General features: G+C 70.4%; 15 protein-coding genes. 8 read left to right on the top strand and 7 right to left on the bottom strand.

Annotated features, from left to right (window positions below; translation table 11 throughout):
• Positions 1-191: 191 nt before the first annotated feature.
• Positions 192-1,589 carry a sigma-54-dependent transcriptional regulator gene (locus HL658_RS10280; protein ID WP_180282139.1) on the top strand — a complete coding sequence of 466 codons (1,398 nt, stop codon included), beginning with the start codon at positions 192-194 and terminating at the stop codon, positions 1,587-1,589.
• Positions 1,590-1,605: 16 nt separating this feature from the next.
• Here HL658_RS10280 and HL658_RS10275 read toward each other — a convergent pair whose 3' ends face one another.
• Positions 1,606-4,602 carry a hybrid sensor histidine kinase/response regulator gene (locus HL658_RS10275; protein WP_180282140.1) on the bottom strand — a complete coding sequence of 999 codons (2,997 nt, stop codon included), beginning with the start codon at positions 4,600-4,602 and terminating at the stop codon, positions 1,606-1,608.
• A 132-nt stretch (positions 4,603-4,734) separates the two neighbouring features.
• On the opposite strand from HL658_RS10275, the gene HL658_RS10270 reads away from it, so the two are divergent.
• Positions 4,735-5,460, top strand: a complete 726-nt coding sequence (locus HL658_RS10270; protein ID WP_180282141.1) for an SAM hydrolase/SAM-dependent halogenase family protein — start codon at positions 4,735-4,737, stop codon at positions 5,458-5,460.
• A 6-nt stretch (positions 5,461-5,466) separates the two neighbouring features.
• On the opposite strand, the gene HL658_RS10265 is transcribed toward HL658_RS10270, so the two are convergent.
• From HL658_RS10265 to HL658_RS10250, 4 genes are all read right to left on the bottom strand, one after another.
• Positions 5,467-5,859, bottom strand: coding sequence for a response regulator (locus HL658_RS10265; protein ID WP_180282142.1), 393 nt, complete (start codon positions 5,857-5,859; stop codon positions 5,467-5,469).
• Between the two features lie 69 nt (positions 5,860-5,928).
• Positions 5,929-6,540 (bottom strand): HAD-IB family hydrolase, encoded by a 612-nt coding sequence (locus HL658_RS10260; protein ID WP_246337463.1) that lies wholly within the window; start codon positions 6,538-6,540, stop codon positions 5,929-5,931.
• A 111-nt stretch (positions 6,541-6,651) separates the two neighbouring features.
• Positions 6,652-6,903, bottom strand: coding sequence for a hypothetical protein (locus HL658_RS10255; RefSeq protein WP_180282144.1), 252 nt, complete (start codon positions 6,901-6,903; stop codon positions 6,652-6,654).
• A gap of 203 nt (positions 6,904-7,106) precedes the next feature.
• Complete coding sequence (locus tag HL658_RS10250) at positions 7,107-7,535, bottom strand: Fur family transcriptional regulator (protein WP_180282145.1); 429 nt, start codon at positions 7,533-7,535, stop codon at positions 7,107-7,109.
• Positions 7,536-7,697: 162 nt separating this feature from the next.
• Here HL658_RS10250 and HL658_RS10245 point away from each other — a divergent pair, with 162 nt between their 5' ends.
• Positions 7,698-8,936 (top strand): class I SAM-dependent methyltransferase, encoded by a 1,239-nt coding sequence (locus HL658_RS10245; RefSeq protein ID WP_180282146.1) that lies wholly within the window; start codon positions 7,698-7,700, stop codon positions 8,934-8,936.
• Positions 8,937-9,009: 73 nt separating this feature from the next.
• Here HL658_RS10245 and HL658_RS10240 read toward each other — a convergent pair whose 3' ends face one another.
• Positions 9,010-10,326, bottom strand: coding sequence for an ammonium transporter (locus tag HL658_RS10240; protein WP_180282147.1), 1,317 nt, complete (start codon positions 10,324-10,326; stop codon positions 9,010-9,012).
• Between the two features lie 592 nt (positions 10,327-10,918).
• Between HL658_RS10240 and glgC the strand changes: the two genes are divergently transcribed.
• The 5 genes from glgC (at position 10,919) to HL658_RS10215 (ending at position 16,666) form a co-directional block, all read left to right on the top strand.
• The gene (gene glgC / locus HL658_RS10235) at positions 10,919-12,184 is read left to right on the top strand and encodes a glucose-1-phosphate adenylyltransferase (RefSeq protein WP_180282148.1); all 1,266 of its coding nucleotides are present in this window, start codon (positions 10,919-10,921) and stop codon (positions 12,182-12,184) included.
• A gap of 122 nt (positions 12,185-12,306) precedes the next feature.
• A complete protein-coding gene (glgA, locus tag HL658_RS10230) occupies positions 12,307-13,779 on the top strand; it encodes a glycogen synthase GlgA (protein WP_180282149.1) in 1,473 nt (490 codons plus the stop codon).
• 238 nt (positions 13,780-14,017) lie between these two features.
• Positions 14,018-15,268 (top strand): glycosyltransferase, encoded by a 1,251-nt coding sequence (locus tag HL658_RS10225; RefSeq protein ID WP_180282150.1) that lies wholly within the window; start codon positions 14,018-14,020, stop codon positions 15,266-15,268.
• A gap of 120 nt (positions 15,269-15,388) precedes the next feature.
• The gene (locus HL658_RS10220; protein WP_180282151.1) at positions 15,389-15,859 is read left to right on the top strand and encodes a YchJ family protein; all 471 of its coding nucleotides are present in this window, start codon (positions 15,389-15,391) and stop codon (positions 15,857-15,859) included.
• A 39-nt stretch (positions 15,860-15,898) separates the two neighbouring features.
• The gene (locus HL658_RS10215) at positions 15,899-16,666 is read left to right on the top strand and encodes a YkgJ family cysteine cluster protein (protein ID WP_180282152.1); all 768 of its coding nucleotides are present in this window, start codon (positions 15,899-15,901) and stop codon (positions 16,664-16,666) included.
• Between the two features lie 21 nt (positions 16,667-16,687).
• Here HL658_RS10215 and HL658_RS10210 read toward each other — a convergent pair whose 3' ends face one another.
• Positions 16,688-17,356 carry a cytidylate kinase-like family protein gene (locus HL658_RS10210; RefSeq protein WP_180282153.1) on the bottom strand — a complete coding sequence of 223 codons (669 nt, stop codon included), beginning with the start codon at positions 17,354-17,356 and terminating at the stop codon, positions 16,688-16,690.
• Between the last annotated feature and the right edge of the window lie 67 nt (positions 17,357-17,423).

The raw sequence follows: 17,423 nt of genomic DNA, 5'->3' as shown, positions 1-17,423 counted from the left end.
CCGGGCGTGGTGCAACCATGGCCGATCGGTGACTGGAAAGCGGCTCTGCCGGACGGCTGAATCGGCCGCAGCCCTGCAAGCAAGGATGGTGATGTTTTTCATCCGGCTATCGGGTTAAGCTCTTCCGACGGGTTCTTATCCTCTCTACAATGGATTTGAGCCTAAATTTTTATAATCGGGCGATGCGGAGCATGGCTGCCGGTATTACCAACGTCCTCCTTGTTGAAGACACCCCTTCGCTATCCCGCGTCTATGCCGAGTACCTGAAGAAGGACCGGTACACGGTGCGGATCGTGGAGACGGGGGCGGAGGCGCTGACCGTGGTCAGCGACGGTGCGCCGCGCATCGTCCTGCTCGACCTCCAGCTCCCGGACATGCACGGGATGGAGGTGCTGAAGCGCATCGCCGCGGACGGGCTGCCCTGCGCCGTCGTCGTCATCACCGCCCATGGCTCCGTCAACCTGGCGGTGGAGGCCATGCGCTACGGCGCCTATGACTTCCTGGTCAAGCCCTTCTCCGCCGACCGGCTGGCCATCACGGTGCGCAACGCGGTGGAGCGGCTGCGCCTCGCCGAGATCGTGGACACCTTCCAGACCGACATCGCGCGCACGCGCTTCCACGGCTTCATCGGCTCGTCGCTGTCGATGCAGGCGGTCTACCGGATCATCGACAGCGCCGCCTCCTCCAGGGCCACGGTCTTCGTCACCGGCGAATCGGGCACCGGCAAGGAGGTCTGCGCCGAGGCGATCCACCGGCAGAGCCCGCGGCGCGAGCAGCCCTTCGTCGCCATCAACTGCGGGGCCATCCCCAAGGACCTGATGGAGAGCGAGATCTTCGGCCATGTGAAGGGGTCCTTCACCGGCGCCGTGGCCGACCGCGAGGGTGCGGCCACCCGTGCGGATGGTGGAACGCTGTTCCTGGACGAAATCTGCGAGCTGGAGGCCAACCTCCAGACCAAGCTGCTGCGCTTCATCCAGACCGGCACGCTGATGCGGGTCGGCGGCAACCGGCTGGAGAAGGTGGATCTGCGCATCATCTGCGCCACCAACCGCGACCCGCTGCGCGAAGTGGAGGAGGGGCGGTTCCGCGAGGATCTCTATTACCGCCTGCACGTCATCCCCGTGCACCTGCCGCCATTGCGCGAGCGCGAGGACGACGTGCTGGAGATCGGCGGCCACCTGCTCAAGGAGTTCGCCCGGGAGGAGAGCAAGGCCTTCGTCCGCTTCGCGCCCGACGTGGAGCAGATGCTCCGCCTCTACCATTGGCCGGGCAATGTGCGGCAGCTCCAGAACGTCATCCGCAACATCGTGGTGCTGCACGACGGCGACACGGTGACCGCGGCCATGCTGCCGCCACCGCTCGGCCAGTCGGGGGTTCCCGTCCTGCACCACGCCGCGGCACCGGCCAGCCTGCACGTGGCGCCCGGCAAGCGGGCGATCAAGCCGCTGTGGGAGGTGGAGAAGGACGCGATCGAGGAAGCCATCGCCGCCTGCGATGGCAACATCCCGCGCGCCGCCGCCCTGCTCGGCATCAGCGCCTCCACCATCTACCGCAAGCGCCTCTCCTGGCAGGCCGAAGGCAACCTGTAGGCGGACGGCCGCGCTGTCATGGAACCGCCGTCGGCGCCCGGTCGTCGGTTTCCGCCGGCGACACCGCCTCCGCCGGTGCCGCGGGAGACCAGTAGCCCGCCCGCGCCAGGGCGTTGGCCGCCGCCTGGGCGAGCGCCGGAATCCGGCTCTTCAGGGCGTCGATGTCCGGGCCGCTGCCAGCGCGGCAGGCGGCTTCCAGGTCGCGCGCGGCTTCCGCCAGGCGGCGCGCGCCAAAGGTGCCGGCGGTGCTCTTCAGCGTGTGCGCCTCCCGCCCCAGCGCCACCCGGTCGATACCATCCGCCTCCATGCGCGCGATCCGATCCATGGTCTCGCCGACGAACTGGCCGATGATGTCGGCCAGCAGACCGCTGGGAAGGTCGCGGGCGAGCTGGGTGAGCGCCTCGGTGTCCAGCGCCTCGGCGGTGTCGTCCGCCGCCTCCGGCGTGGTGTCGTCCGCGGCCGGCCTCACGGGCTGGAGGGGTAGCCAGCGGGCGACGGTGGCGAGCAGGGCGCCGCTGTTGATCGGCTTGGACACATGGTCGTTCATCCCGGCCTCGATGCAGCGTCGCCGATCCCCGTCCATGGCCCCGGCGGTGAGCGCGATGATCGGCAACGTGCCGACCGGTGGCGGCAGGAGCCGCAGCGCGCGTGTCGCGGCCAGCCCGTCCATCTCCGGCATGGCGACGTCCATGAGGATCAGGTCGTAGGGCAGGTTGCGCGCGGCGGCCACCGCCTCCAGCCCGTTGGCGGCGACATCGACCTGATAGCCGGCGTTGCGCAGGAAGGCGCCGGCGACGAGCTGGTTGGTGGCGCTGTCGTCCACCACCAGCAGCCGCCGGCCGCTGCCGACGGCCGCCCCGTCGGTGCCGGCGGCCCGCTCGGTGTTGCGGCTCGGCCGGGGCGCGGCGCCGAAGGCCGCCAGCAGACGTTCGCGCCGCGCCGGCTGCGGAACCAGGGTCACCCCCGCCGCCGGGGGCCGGCTGCGGTGACCGACCATTGCCAGCAGCAGCACATGCTCCGTTCCGGCCACGCGCAGGCTTGTGGCCAGCGCCATGTCGCCATCCGGATCACCGCCGACGGTGCCGCCCTGGATCACCACCGTGTCGAAGCTGGCTGCGGGTGCCGGCCGTGCCGCGGGATCGGCGCTTCCGACCGGGCTGACCTCGGCGCCCAGCGAGGCGAGTTGTCCGGCAAGCGCGGCGCAGGTCACCGCGCAGCCATCCACCAGCAGGACCCGGTGCCCCGCGAGCGAGCGCGACAGGGCGGGCAGCCCGGCCGCGGGGGTGGCCGCGCGGCCGAAGGGGATGGTGAACCAGAAGCGGCTGCCGGACCCGGACGCGCTGTCGAATCCGATGGTGCCGCCCATGAGCAGGACCAGACGCCGCGAGATGGCAAGGCCGAGGCCGGTGCCGCCGTGCCGGCGCGACAGTCGGGGGTCGGCCTGGGTGAACTCGCTGAACAGGGCGGGCTGGGCTTCCGGCGCGATGCCGACACCGGTGTCGGTGACCTCGAAGCGCAGCCGGACGGTGCCGGGGTTGTCGTCGGTTTCCAGCCGGATCGCGACCGACACGCCGCCGCGGTCGGTGAACTTGACGGCGTTGCCGACCAGATTCAGCAGCACCTGGCGGAGCCGGCCGGAATCGCCGATGACCGTCGCGGGGACGTCGGCCGGGGTGCAGATGGCCAGCGCGATCCGCTTGTCGGACGCGCGCGCCGCCAGCAGTTCCACCGCACTCTCCACCACCTCGACCGGGTCGAAATCATGCGGTTCCAGGGTGAGCTTGCCGGCCTCCATCTTCGACACGTCGAGGATGTCGTTGAGGATGCCCAGCAGCGCCTCGCCGGATTCGCGCGCGGTCATCGCGTAGGTCCGCTGCTCCGCCGACAGCCCGGTGTCGAGCAGCAGCCCCACCATGCCGAGCACGCCGTTGAGCGGCGTGCGGATCTCGTGGCTGATCATGCGCAGGAACTTGGACTTGGCTTCGTTCGCCAGCTCCGCCTGTTCCTTGGCCTCGCGCAGCGCGGTCTCGGCCCGGCGCTGTTCGGTGACGTCGCGGTACGACACCATGGACAGTGTGCGTCCGTTGCGCACCACGTAGCGGTTGGAACATTCCAGCAGCAGGCGCGCGCCGTTCCGGTGGATGGCGGTCAGTTCGAGCCGCGACTCCTCCCGCCGCGCGTGGCGTTCGGCGACGATGTGGCGCTGTTCTGGGGTCAGGAATTCCTGGACGCGGCGGCCGATCATCTCCGCCGGGGTCAACCCCAACAGGGTCGCGGCCGCGGGGTTGCAATCGACGATCAGGCCGGCCTCGTGGGCGAGCACACCTTCCAGCGCGGCCTCGGCCAGCTTGCGGAACCGGTCCTCGCTCTCCCGCAGTTCCTCCTCGCGCCGCTTCAGTTCGGTGATGTCCGTGCGGATGCCGACATAGCCGCCGTCGCTGGTGCGCCGCTCGTAGATGCGCAGCCAGCGGCCGTCGGCCAGCTTCTGCTCGATCGGACCGGCCGGGGCGCGGTGCCGGGCGAGCCGGTCGGTGATCCACGCCTCCACCGCGCCGGGGTCGCATTCCGCATACTGGCCGGCCAGCGCCCCCCGGCGCAGGATGTCCTCGAAGCGCTCGCCGGTGCCGAGCGGGCCGCTCAGCGGGTAGATCTCGCGGTAGCGGCTGTTGCACAGGATGAGCCGGTCCTCCGCGTCGAACAGCGCGAAGCCCTCGCTCATCGCCTCGATCCCTTCGCGCAGGCGGCGGTGGGCCATGCTGGCGTTGCGGCGGGCGGCGGCCACATCCGCCTTGGCGCGCTTCATCGTATCGCGGTCGTTGCGCAGGACGAGCATCAGCGCGATCGCCGACGCGAGCAGCCCGATCACCCCCCAGCCGATCTCCAGAATGTCGTGGGAGACCGGGATCTCGACCACGTCCTCCAGGACGCCGACCGCGATATCGCCCAGGCTGTAGATGAAGAAGGCGATCGATACGGCGATCAACCCCAGCCGGCAACGGGCGGAGGATGGCATCGGAAGCTCCGGAATGACGATGGTTGCGGCTGGCGGCGCAGCGGTCATATGACATTAAAACGTTCCACAGGTCGCGGCAATTCCGCCGCCGTGACCGGTCACGCGGGACGGTTCGCGTGCTATGGTCCGCGCATGATCGTGCTCTTCACCGATTTTGGGCTGTCCGGGCCCTACACCGGCCAGATGAAGGCCGTGCTGGCGGCGCAGGCCCCCGGCGTGGCGGTGATCGACCTGTTCGCCGACGCTCCCGCCTTCGATCCCCAACTGTCGGCCTATCTGCTTGCGGCCTACAGCGCTGGTTTCCCAACCGGAACGGTTTTCCTGTGCGTCGTCGATCCCGGCGTCGGGACGGTGCGCCGTCCCTTGGTGGCGGATGCTGGCGGACACGCCTTCGTGGGGCCGGACAACGGGCTGTTCGAGCTGGTGCTGAGGCGGGACGCGGGGGCGCGGGTGCGTGCCATCGACTGGCGACCCGAGCGGCTGTCCGATACCTTCCACGGCCGCGACCTGTTCGCGCCCGTGGCGGCAAGGCTCGCCACCGGACAGGCCGTCGAGTCGACACCACTGTCGCTGGGCGCCGTTGCGAAACCGGAATGGCCGGACGACCTGCCGCGCGTCGTCTATGTCGATGTGTACGGCAATGCAATGACCGGTATCCGGGCGAGCAGCCTGCCCGCATCGGCGGCGCTGCGGGTCGGTGGCGCCGAGGTCCGGCACGCGCGCACCTTCGGCGCCGTGCCGGAAGGGAGCACCTTCTGGTACGGCAATTCCAACGGTCTGGTGGAGATCGCCGTCAACCGCGGACGCGCCGACCGGCTGCCCGGCGTCTCGGTCGGGGCGGCGGTGCTGGTGGCGTGACCCGCCTCAGCGCGCGGCGGCGACGATTTCGCTCAGGCAACGATCCAGCATGGACAGGTCCACCGGGCGCTTCAGGACGAGGAACGGCCCGTCGTCATCGACGCCGTCCGGCGCCGACACCGTCAGGATGATCCGGGTGTGCGGGTAGAGCATGTTGGCCAGCGCCGCCGCCCGGACGCCGTCGTCGTCCGCGTCGCCGCGCGGGATCAGCGCGACCAGCGGCGCTTCGCTGCCGATCATCGACAGCGCCTCGTAACCGTCCGTCGCCTCCGACACCAGGAAGCCGCAGGCGGCGAGGTGCCCCGCGATGCGCGCGCGCTGGCCGTGGTCGCCGTCGGCGACCACGGCGCGGCGGGGTCCGCCGTCCGGCACCCTGACCTGGGCCTCGATGTCGAACATGGCCCCTCCCCGGTTGTGCATCATTGTCCGTACCACGAACAACCGCCGGCCGCAAAGCCCGCCGTCCGCTCAGCGCCGGATCCGCACCACGGTGCCGCGATCCAGCAGGGCCAGCATCGGCAGGTCGCAGGGGTGGTTGCCGTAGCCCCAGCTCTCCCCGAAAGGGCCGTTGGCCGCCAGCCAGGCCCGCACGCGGTGCGCCTTGTCCTGGCGGACGCAGTTGCCGGTGCACAGCCGCCCGGTGAGATGGCCGTCCCTCACCTCCAGCCCGGTGGCGAGCAGGTCGTCCACACCCTTGCCGCGCAGCAGCGCCGGCATGTAGAGGTCGAGCGCCCCGGTCGCGACGACCACGCGCCGCCCGGCCCGGCGGTGTTCCAGCATGGCCTCGACCATGGGCGCGTGCCAGCGGACGCGGCGGGCGAGCCGTTCGGCGGCCGCCAGCGCGTCCGCCAGCGCGACGCCCTGCAGCGTGCGCCGGATGAAGACGGCCTTGATGGTTCCGCGCAGGTCGATCCCACGGCCACGGCCCCGCAGATGCCGGTGGACGCCCGACCGGATGGCGTCGGCCAGCGCCAGATGCGCCCGGTGGCGGCCGATGACCTCGCCGACGAAGGCGGGCAGGCTGTCGCCTTCGATCAGGGTGCCGTCGAAATCGAAGAACGCCACGCCGGGATGCCGCATCGTCCGGGTCCCTCCAGTCCGGTTTATCGGCGGATCCATAGCAGACCCGTGCCGCCGGGGGGATGGGGAATCGTCGGCGCCGTGGTGCCGGCAAGGTCGGTTGAGGCACAGTCAGTTGAGGAAGTGGCCGGGCTGCGCGTCGTCGTCGGGCTCGTCGGCATCGTCCAGTGCGGCGACCTCCGCGGCGAGATCGCCAAGGGTGCCGTCGAGACCGGCCTTCAGCGCGATCAGCATCCCGATGATTTCCCCGTTGTCCCGGTCGAGGCCGTTCAGCCGCTCCTCGATGCGGTCGAAGCGGCGTGCCACAAGCTCGGTGAGCCGGGCGAGTTGGGCGCGCAGATCGTGGTCGTTGAGGTCGTTCATGGAGCGGGCCTGCGTTCCGTGTTCATGGCGATGCGATCGTGACGCTATCGCAACGGCTTGGGAATCGGCGAGCCCCGCACCCGGTGCACCCCGCAATGGAAAAACGCGCGACGGTCGCCCCCGGCGGGCACGGACGGCTATTCCATCGGAGACATCGGGGGCACCGCCCCCCTCTGTCCGATCTGGCCTGTTCGGATCCCCACCTATTCGGAGCCGGAGGCGTCCGGATCCAGCGGCACCCCGTACAGCTCCAGCCGGTGGCCGAGAAGATCGTAGCCCAGCTCGCGCGCGATCGTCTCCTTGATGCGCTCGAGCTCGCCGCTGCTGAATTCGACCACCGCCCCGCTTTCCAGATCGATCAGGTGGTGGTGGTGTTCGGCCCGGTTCTCCTCGTAGCGGGCCCGGCCGTCGCCGAAATCCAGCCGTTCGATCACCTGCGCCTCCTCGAACAGGCGCATGGTGCGGTAGACGGTGGCGATGGAGATCTTCGGGTCGATGGCCGACGCGCGCCGGAAGACCTGATCGACGTCGGGGTGATCCGTCGATTCCGACAGCACGCGGGATATCACCCGGCGCTGCTCGGTCATCTTCAACCCCTTGGCAACGCACAGCTCCTCCAGCCGCGTCGGCATGGATCGTCCCTTTCCCTGTTCCGCGAGCCCTGTGCACGAAGGATATCGCAATCGCGAGTAATTCGCAATTGGCCCGGGCCGTCTTCGGTGGCCCCTTTGCGGGTTGTCACACCGGCCTTATGGTGCGGCGATCGTTCCTCCATCAGCGGTTCCGCCCGTCCAATGAGCATCGACGACCTGCGCGCCCAGTACGAAGCCTATCCCTATCCGGCCCGCGACCCGGCGGATGAGCGCAAGCGGCTGGTCACCGGCTCGCCAAGCCATCTGGACGAGGTCAACCACTTCGTCTTCGGCGGCCGGCTGGACCACGCGCGGCCATTGCGGGCGCTGGTGGCGGGCGGCGGCACCGGGGACGGCACCATCATGCTGGCCCAGATGATGGCCGACGCCGGCAATCCCGGCACCGTCACCTATCTGGACCTGTCCGACGCCGCCCGCGCGGTGGCGGAGGCGCGGGCCGCCACCCGCGGCCTGACCAACATCGAATTCCGACGCGGCTCCCTGCTCGCGTTGGAAGGGCTGGGGCCGTTCGACTACATCGACTGCTGCGGGGTGCTGCACCATCTGGACGACCCGGCGGCCGGCCTGCGCTCGCTGACCGGCGCGCTGGCCCCCGGCGGCGGGATGGGGATCATGGTCTATGCCCCCTATGGCCGCACCGGCGTCTATCCGCTCCAGCAGGCCCTGCGCACCATGACCGAGGGGCTGCCGCCGGCGGAGCGGGTGGCGGTGGCGCGCCGGCTCATCGCGCATCTGCCCCGGACCAACTGGCTGCTTGCCAACCCCTTCATCACCGACCACCGGCAGGCCGACGCCAACCTCTACGACCTGCTGCTGCACTCCTGCGACCGGCCCTTCACGGTGCCGGAGCTGGCGGATCTGGCGGCGTCGGCCGGGCTGGCGGTGGCGGCGCTGGTGGAGCCGTCGCGTTACGAGCCGTCGATGTGGGTCAAGGACCCGCGGACGCTGAAGCGGCTGGAGGGGCTGTCCTGGCTGGAGCGCGCGGCCTGGAGCGAGCGGGTGTGCGGCAGCATGACCAAGCACATCGCCTACCTCGTCCGCCCCGCCGACCTGGACGGGGCGGTGGCGCGTCCCGACGGACCGGAGGTGGTGCCGGTGCTGCGCGATCTGGACGGTCCCGCCATCGGCCGGGCGCTGCCGCCGGGCGGCAGCCTGGACGCGGAGCTGATGGGGGCGATGGTAACGCTGCCGCTGCCGCGGCTGGCCGGCCCGATTCTGGCACGCATCGACGGCCGTCGCACCCTGGCGGAGCTGCACCGGGAGGTGGCCGCGGCCGTTGGCGGCGACCTTGCCTGGGAGACCTTCCGGACCCAGTTCGGCCAGCTCTTCGCCGCGTTGAACGGTGTGGGGAAGCTGCTGCTGCGGCGGGGAGTCCGGTAGCACAAACGGAAACCGCCGCCGGGTTGCCCCGGCGGCGGTTCCGCAAACCCCTAGGCTACGCCCGAGGTGCTGCTCAGTGGATGGTCTCGCCGTGCAGGGCGAGGTCCAGGCCGTCGCGCTCGACATCCTCGTCCACACGCAGGCCCATCACCACGTCGATCACCTTCAGGATGATGAAGCTGCCGATCGCGGAGTAGACGACGGTGGCGGCGATGCCGATGATCTGGGTGACCACCTGACCCGAGTTGCCCTCCAGCAGGCCGGCGGTGCCGCCGATGGCCTCCTGGGCGAACACACCGGTCAGGATGGCGCCGACGATGCCGCCCACGCCGTGCACGCCGAAAGCATCGAGCGAGTCGTCATAGCCCAGCGCGTGCTTCAGGCCGGTCGCACCCCAGTAGCAGACGACACCCGCCGCACCGCCGATCACCAGAGCGCCGACCGGGCCGACGAAGCCCGAGGCCGGGGTGATGGCGACCAGACCGGCAACCGCGCCGGAGATGATGCCGAGAACCGACGGCTTGCCCTTGGCGGCCCACTCGACCAGCATCCACACCAGCGCGGCGGAGGCGGCGGCGATCTGGGTGACCAGCATGGCCATGCCCGCACGGCCGTCGGCGGCCAGCGCCGAACCGGCGTTGAAGCCGAACCAGCCGACCCACAGCATGGACGCGCCGACGAGGCTCAGCACCAGGTTGTGCGGGGCGAAGTTCTCGTTCGGGTAGCCCTTGCGCTTGCCGAGCACCAGCGCGGCGACGAGGCCGGCCACACCGGCGTTGATGTGCACCACGGTGCCGCCGGCGTAGTCGAGCACGCCGTCACCCAGCAGGTAGCCGCCCGGACCCCACACCCAGTGGGTGATGGGCGCGTAGATCACCACCGACCAGATGCCCATGAACACCAGCATGGAGGAGAACTTCATGCGGTCGGCGAAGGCACCGGCGATCAGCGCCGGGGTGATGATGGCGAAGGTCATCTGGAAGACGATGAAGACCGTCTCCGGGATGACGCCCGACAGGCTGTCCTTGGTCACACCCGACAGGAAGGCCTTCGACAGGCTGCCGTAGAAGGGCGTGCCCTCGGTGAAGGCGATGGAATAGCCGACGGCGAACCACAGCACGGTAACCAGCGCGCAGATCGCGAAGCTCTGCATCACCGTGGCGAGCACGTTCATCTTGCGGACCATGCCGCCGTAGAACAGGGCGAGGCCGGGGATGGTCATGAACAGAACAAGCGCGGTCGCGGTCAGCATCCACGCCGTGTCGCCCGGGCTGAGCGTCGGCGTCGGGGCAGCAGCGGCCGCATCCTGGGCAAAGGCTTCGCCAGCCAGACCGGCCAAGCCCAGAGTCACCGCCATGATGGGTGCGGCAATGAGTGACAGACGGCTCATCGAGGCTCCTTTCTCTCCTTATTCGTCCCGGTCCGCACGCGCTTGTTCCGTCTCGGAGCGCTGAGGCGGGCGTTTTGATGTCGTCGGACCGCACGTCCTACCCCGCCCCTCCGCTCCCACCTCCCCGGATCGGGCGGAGGCGGCTGGCAGGGCCAAGGTTGCCCGTTGGCTTACAAATTCCGTGCCACTCCGAAAGGGCTATGATCCCTGGACCTTCGCGCAGCGCCTGCCGCGCCGGGCCGCGGAGTCCCCGAGTCGCACGACGTCGATGCTCAAAAAAAAGGCATGATTTCGTCACGACAATCGCGTGCAACTTGGACCGACTCGACTGTTATAGGGGTTGTGTCGACCGATAGGACGAACCGCAGCGGTCAAAGGGCGTGCTGTTGCTCAAATTTTATGCAGTCAACCGCCATGTTACCCGCTGCGATACCGAACATTGCGCATCGGCCCCTCGGCCCATGGCGGTCGGGGCGGAAGTGTGGCACCGTCTGCCGGTCGCAGCAGGGGCGTGCTCGGAACCGGCGGCGTCGCAGCGTGCCGCACCGGAGGAACCGGTGACGGTGGTCGGAAGGGGGGGAGGGTGAAAGCCATGTTCGACAAGCGTGATCTGCGTCTGGCGCCGCGGCGGGCGATCGCCCTGGTGCTCGCCGGCGGGCGCGGCAGCCGGCTGAAGCAGCTCACCGACCGCCGGGCCAAGCCGGCCACCTATTTCGGCGGCAAATTCCGCATCATCGACTTCGCGCTCTCCAACTGCATCAACTCCGGCTTCCGCCGCATCGGCGTGCTGACCCAGTACAAGTCGCACAGCCTGCTGCGCCACCTGCAGCGCGGCTGGGGCTTCTTCCGCGGCGAGATGAACGAGTTCTGCGACCTGCTGCCGGCGCAGCAGCGCATCAGCGAGACCGCCTGGTACCAGGGCACGGCCGACGCGATCTACCAGAACCTGGACATCCTGCGCGGGCACGACCCGGAATACATCCTGATCCTGGCCGGCGACCACATCTACAAGATGGATTACGGCGCGCTGCTGCTCGACCACATCGACAAGGGCGCCGACGTGACGGTTCCCTGCATCGAGGTCCCGCGCGAGCTGGCGACCGGCTTCGGCGTCATGCACATCGACGAGAGCCGCCGCGTCATCGACTTCGTGGAGAAGCCGGCCGACCCTCCCGCGATCCCCGGCAAGCCCGACAAGGCGCTGGCCAGCATGGGCATCTACGTCTTCAACGCACAGTTCCTCTACGAGCAGCTGGAGCGCGACGCCAACCTGCCGGGGTCCAGCCGCGACTTCGGCAAGGACATCATCCCCTATCTGGTGTCACGGGCGAAGGTGGTGGCGCATGATTTCCGCGACAGCGCCATCATCGATGGCCCCGGTCCCGAGCCCTACTGGCGCGACGTCGGCACCATCGACGCCTATTGGGAGGCCAACCTGGACCTCACCCACGTCACGCCGCAGCTCAACATGTACGACAAGGAATGGCCGATCTTCACCTACCAGGAGCAGCTTCCCCCGGCCAAGTTCGTGTTCGACGACGACCACCGGCGCGGCATGGCGGTGGACAGTCTGGTGTCGGGCGGCTGCATCGTGTCGGGTTCCACCGTGCGCCGGTCGCTGCTGTTCAGCTCCGTGCGCGTCAACTCCTACAGCCTGCTGGAGGAGGCGGTGGTGCTGCCGGATTGCGAGATCGGCCGCCGCTGCCGCCTGCGCAAGGTGGTGATCGACCGCGGCGTGGAAATCCCGGAAGGGCTGGTGGTCGGCGAGGATCCGGAGCTGGACGCCAAGCGCTTCCACCGCAGCGAAGGCGGCGTCTGCCTGATCACCCGCGACATGATCGACCGCTTGCAGGATTGATGAAGCTCTCCCTCTCCCGCCCCGGCGGGAGAGGGTGCTATGGCGCGGATCGGGCTTGATCCGGGCGTGCTCCGCCGTGCAGAAACATGGTCGCACCGCGCCGCCCTGATGCCGGAGTTCCGATGCGCGTCCTGTTCGTGACCCCCGAGGTTTTCCCGCTGATCAAGACGGGGGGGCTGGCCGACGTGTCGGCGGCGTTGCCGCCGGCGCTGGCCGCCGCCGGCGTCGATGTGCGGCTGCTGCTGCCGGGCTATCCCGCGGTCCTCGCCGGGCTGGGGGAGCTTCAGGATGTCGGCGGGCCGCTGATGGATTTGCCGGGAGACGCGGTCGGGCGGCTGAAGCTGGGGCGCCTGCCGGACGGGATCCTTGCCTATGTGCTGGACGCCCCCGCCTTCTTCGGCCGGCCGGGCAACCCCTACATCGGGCCGGACGGGCGCGACTGGCCGGACAACGCCGGGCGTTTCGCCGCACTCTGCTGGGTGGCGGCCGGCTTCGCGGCGGAGGCCGCGGCCGATCCCTGGTGGCGGCCGGACGTGATCCACGGCCACGACTGGCAGACCGGCCTGATTCCCGCCTATCTGGAGCTGCGCCCCGACCGCTTCGGCGGCGGCGGCGCCCGGCGGCCGGGCACGGTGCTGACCATCCACAACATCGCCTATCAGGGCCAGTTCGCCCCCTACATCCTGGGCGACCTGCGGCTGCCCTCGCGCGCCTACCAGATGGACGGGGTGGAGTATTTCGGCGGCATCGGCTACCTGAAGGCCGGCTGCTTCTACAGCGACCGGCTGACCACCGTCAGCCCCACCTACGCCCACGAGATCCAGACCGCCGAGCATGGCGAGGGGATGGAAGGGCTGCTGGCCACCCGCGCCGGCAGCCTGACCGGCATCCTCAACGGTGTGGACTACACGGTGTGGGATCCGGTCACCGACCCGCTTCTGCCGGCCAACTACGGCCCCGAGGACCTCGCCGGCAAGGCGCAGTGCAAGGAGGAGCTTCAGGTCGCCTTCGGGCTCGACCGCGTGCCCGACGCCCCGCTCGCCTGCATCATCAGCCGCCTGACCTGGCACAAGGGCCTCGACCTCGTGCTGGAGACGATCGGGGAGTGGGTGCGGGCCGGCGGGCAGCTCGTGGTGCTCGGCACCGGGGACGCCTGGACGGAGGCCGGCTTCCGCAACCTGCACGGCTGGTTTCCGCGCTCGGTCGGCGTACGCATCGGCTACGACGAGCCGCTGGCCCACCGCATCCAGGCCGGATCGGACGTGATCCTGGTGCCGTCGCGGGCGGAGCCCTGCGGCCTGACCCAGCTCTACGGGCTGAAATACGGCACGCTGCCGCTGGTGCGGCGCACAGGCGGGCTGGCCGACACGGTGGTGGATGCCAACCCCGCCGCCATGAAGGACGGCGTCGCCACCGGCTTCCAGTTCGTCAACGCCACCCCGCTGGAGCTTCTGTGGCAACTCCGCCGCGCCGCCGCGCTGTACCGGCAACCCGACCAGTGGACGGCTCTGCGCCGCCGCGCCATGACGCGCGATTTCGGCTGGTCGGGGCCGGCGCGGGAGTATGAGGCGCTCTACCGGTCGATCGCGCGCTAAGCAGGTTTGCCCAGATCGGGCCACATATGGCCCGGCCTGGGCAAACCTGCTGATTCTACGGTTTTGCAGGATTTCCGAGCCCGCCCGTCTGTGGGCGGAGTTCGGAAATCCTGCGACGGTGTGAGCCGTCGGGCTAACCACAAATCCGCCATGTCCAATCGTCCGGCGCGCGGTTAGCGTGCATGGGCCGGCGCTTCCACCGCCGGTCCCGCCTTCCGCTACCCGCCGCCGGTCATCCATGAACGTCGTCATCCTGTCCGATTACGGGCACCTGAACGGTGCGGCCACCAAGGTGGCCCTGCTCAGCGCCCGCGGCCTTGCCGAACTCGGCTGCACCGTCACCTACGTGCACGCGGTCGGGCGGGCGAGCCCGCTGCTCGACCATCCCAACATCCGCGTGCACGACCTCGCCATCGGCGACGTCTGGCGCGAGCCGAACCCGGTGAAGGCGGCGCTGCGCGGCATCTGGAACCCGCGGGCCGGGGCGGCGCTGGCCGACCTGCTGGCCGGCTTCTCCCCGCGCGACACGGTGGTGCACATCCACCAGTTCACCCGCGCGCTCAGCCCGTCCGTGCTGGCCGCCGCGGCGCGCAGCGGCATGCCCTGGGCGGTCACGCTGCACGACTATTTCCTGATGTGCCCGACCGGCATGTATTACGACGACGGTCGCGGCCATGTCTGCGACGTGCGCCCGCTGTCGGCCGCCTGCGCGCTCAGCGCCTGCGACAAGACCAGCGCGTTGCACAAGACAGTGCGGCTGCTGCGCCAGTTCGCCGCCGCCCGCGCGCTGGCCGCCGGCACGCCGATGACGCTGGTCAGCCCGTCCGGCTATGGGCGGGACATGGCGCGGCCCTTCCTGCCGGCGGACACCCGGTATGTGGTGGTCCCCAATGTGGTGGACATCGAGCGTGCGCCGCGGGCCGACGTGGCCCGCAACCGCCGCTTCGTCTTCCTCGGCCGGCTGACGCGGGACAAGGGCGTGCTGGTGCTGGCCGACGCCGCGCGGCGCGCGGGGGTCGAGCTTGCCTTCGTCGGCGCCGGGGCGGAGGAGGAGGCGCTGCGCGCGCACTGCCCGGACGCGGCCTTCTCCCCCTGGACTACGCGGGCCGAGGTGATCGGTCATATGGATTCCGCGCGCGCCGTCATCTTCGCCTCCCTCCTGCCGGAGCCCTTCGGCATGTCGGCGGTGGAGGCCATCGCCCGCGGCGTGCCGCTGGTCGCCACCGCCACCGGCGCCATGGCCGACACGGTGGTGCATGGCGAGAACGGGTTGCTGGTGGAGCCCGGCGACGTGGAGTCGCTGGCCCGCGCCCTGACCCTGCTGAAGGACCCGGCGGTCGCCGACCGAATCGGGCGGGAGGCGTGGGAGCGTTACTGGAGCGACCCTTCCACCCCGCAGCGCCACGCCGAGCGCATCGCCGCCGTCTACCGCTCCATGCTCGCCGCCCGCCCGTCGCAGGACATGGCGCACGCCTGGGTCCCCGTTTAGGGCACCGGTGCGGGGGCAGGGTCTCTGGCTGTCCTCCGGCTGTCGACGGCGCGCACGGAAAGGATGTATGGAAGGGTTCGCGGGGCATCCCGGCCCCGCGGAACCCGAAAGACGAGCGCGATGAACTGCCCCTGCGGCTCCGGCCGGGATTACGACGACTGCTGCGGCCCCATCATCGCCGGCGCTCCGGCCCCGACGCCGGAGGCGCTGATGCGGTCGCGCTACACGGCCTATGTGCGGGGGGGGCTCGATCACGTGGAACGCACCAACGCCCCGGAGGTGCGCGGCGACTTCAACCGTGCGGAGGCCGAGCGCAACGTCGCGGAGGTCGAGTGGCTGGGGCTTGAGGTGCGCCGGGCCGAGACGGCGGAGGACACCGGCACCGTCGAGTTCGCCCTGCGCTTCCGCCGCGACGGGCAGGAGCTTGTGCACCGCGAACGGTCACGTTTCCGGCGGGACGACGGCGTCTGGTACTACGTCGATGGCGACGTCAACCCCAAGGACCCGCCGCGCCGGGTGGAGAAGATCGGCCGCAACGATCCCTGTCCCTGCGGATCGGGCAAGAAACACAAGAAGTGCTGCGGCGCCTGACCCGCGGGCAAGGGGCGACGAAGGGGGGGCGACGGGGGCATGGACCGGCATTTCCACTGCACCGCCTGCGGCAAATGCTGCCACGGCGTGCTGCCGCTGACGCTGGAGGACGCGCTGGCCCACGCCGGGCGCTTTCCCCTGGCCATGCTGTGGATGCCGGTCATCAAGGGGCGACGGGCCTTCGAACTGGCGGAGCGGTGGGGCGTGACGGTGCGGCTGAAGGACCGCCGCACGGCGGCCGTCCACATCACCCCGGCCGCCTATCTGCCTCCCGCCTTCGCCTGCCCGGCGCTCGCCGCCGACGGGCTGTGCGGGGTGCAGGACAGCAAGCCGCTGCGCTGCCGCACCATGCCTTTCTACCCCTTCCGCGAGGAGAGGGATCAGGCCGATCTGCTGGTGCCGCGGGCCGGCTGGCTGTGCGACGTGTCGGCCGCGGCTCCCGTGGTCTACCGCGACCGCAAGCTGGTGGAGCGCGGCGATTTCGACGCCGAGCGCGCGGCGATCGAGCGGCAGGCGCCGGCGATGCGCGCCTACGCCGCCTACGTCTTCAAATACATGCCCTGGATTCTCGACGCGCTCACCAGCAGCGCGGCCAAGCCAGCCGGGGCCAACCTGTTCACCAGCCTGTCGTCCTTCCTGACGGCGAGCCGCCGGCCGGACGCGGCGGAGCTGGCGCGGCTCCAGCTTCCCGTCATGACCGGGCATGCCGCCCGCACGGCGGGCGATCCGGCGCTGGCCGAGCACCACCGCAACTACGCCGGCTGGGCGCGGGAGATGGAGCACCTCGCCGGCCGCGCCGGGGCGTGAGCCCGGCGCGGTGCCGGTGCCTCAGCGTCCGACCGCGTTCAGCGCGGCGATGATCAGGTCCGCCGCCGTGTTCGGGTCGGCGATGCGGTCGGTGTTGATCACCAGATCGAACAGGCGCGGGTCGTTCAGGTCGGAATCGAAGCATTGGCGGATGTAGCGGGCGCGGTCGGCGTTGGCGCTGCGCAGCTCGTCCAGCTTGGCCGCCACCTGGGTGACGTCGCCGCCGGCCAGCCGGCGGGCGCAGACCTCCTCCGACCCGACGATGCGGACGCGCAGGGCGCGCGGCGCGTGCACCAGCAGATGCGCGCCGCGCCCGACGATGACGCCGCCGCGGAAGGCGATGCCGTCCACCACCCGGTTCATCAGCCGGCGGTATTCGTGCAGCGGGTCCTTCAGCCCCATCAGGGCGGCGTAGAGCCCGGTGCCGGCGCGCGGCGGCAGCTCGTCGTCGAGCCGGCGCATCAGCCCCGGATCGGCCTCCGCCCCCCGCACCACAGCGTCCAGCAGCGGCTTGCCGAAGCAGCGGACGCCCAGCCGTTCGGCGACGATCTCGGCGATCGCCCGGCCGCCGGATCCGTGATCACGGGCGATGGTGACGACCGGCGGCGCGGCGGGCGCGCCGGCGGCGTGACGGGGCCTCTCGTCGGTCTGGATGTAGGACAGCAATGCCTCGATCGCGTCGCGGGCCATGGTTTCCTCCCCTGACGGCCGGAATCAGCGCTGGGTCATAAGGAGGATGTCGCGGCGCGGGCCGGGC

The sequence above is a fragment of the Azospirillum oleiclasticum genome, assembly GCF_013423485.1.
In the GTDB taxonomy this organism is placed as follows: Bacteria; Pseudomonadota; Alphaproteobacteria; order Azospirillales; family Azospirillaceae; genus Azospirillum; species Azospirillum oleiclasticum.
Note: the sequence above shows the minus strand (reverse complement) of the source record. Positions and strands in the feature narration are given on the sequence as shown.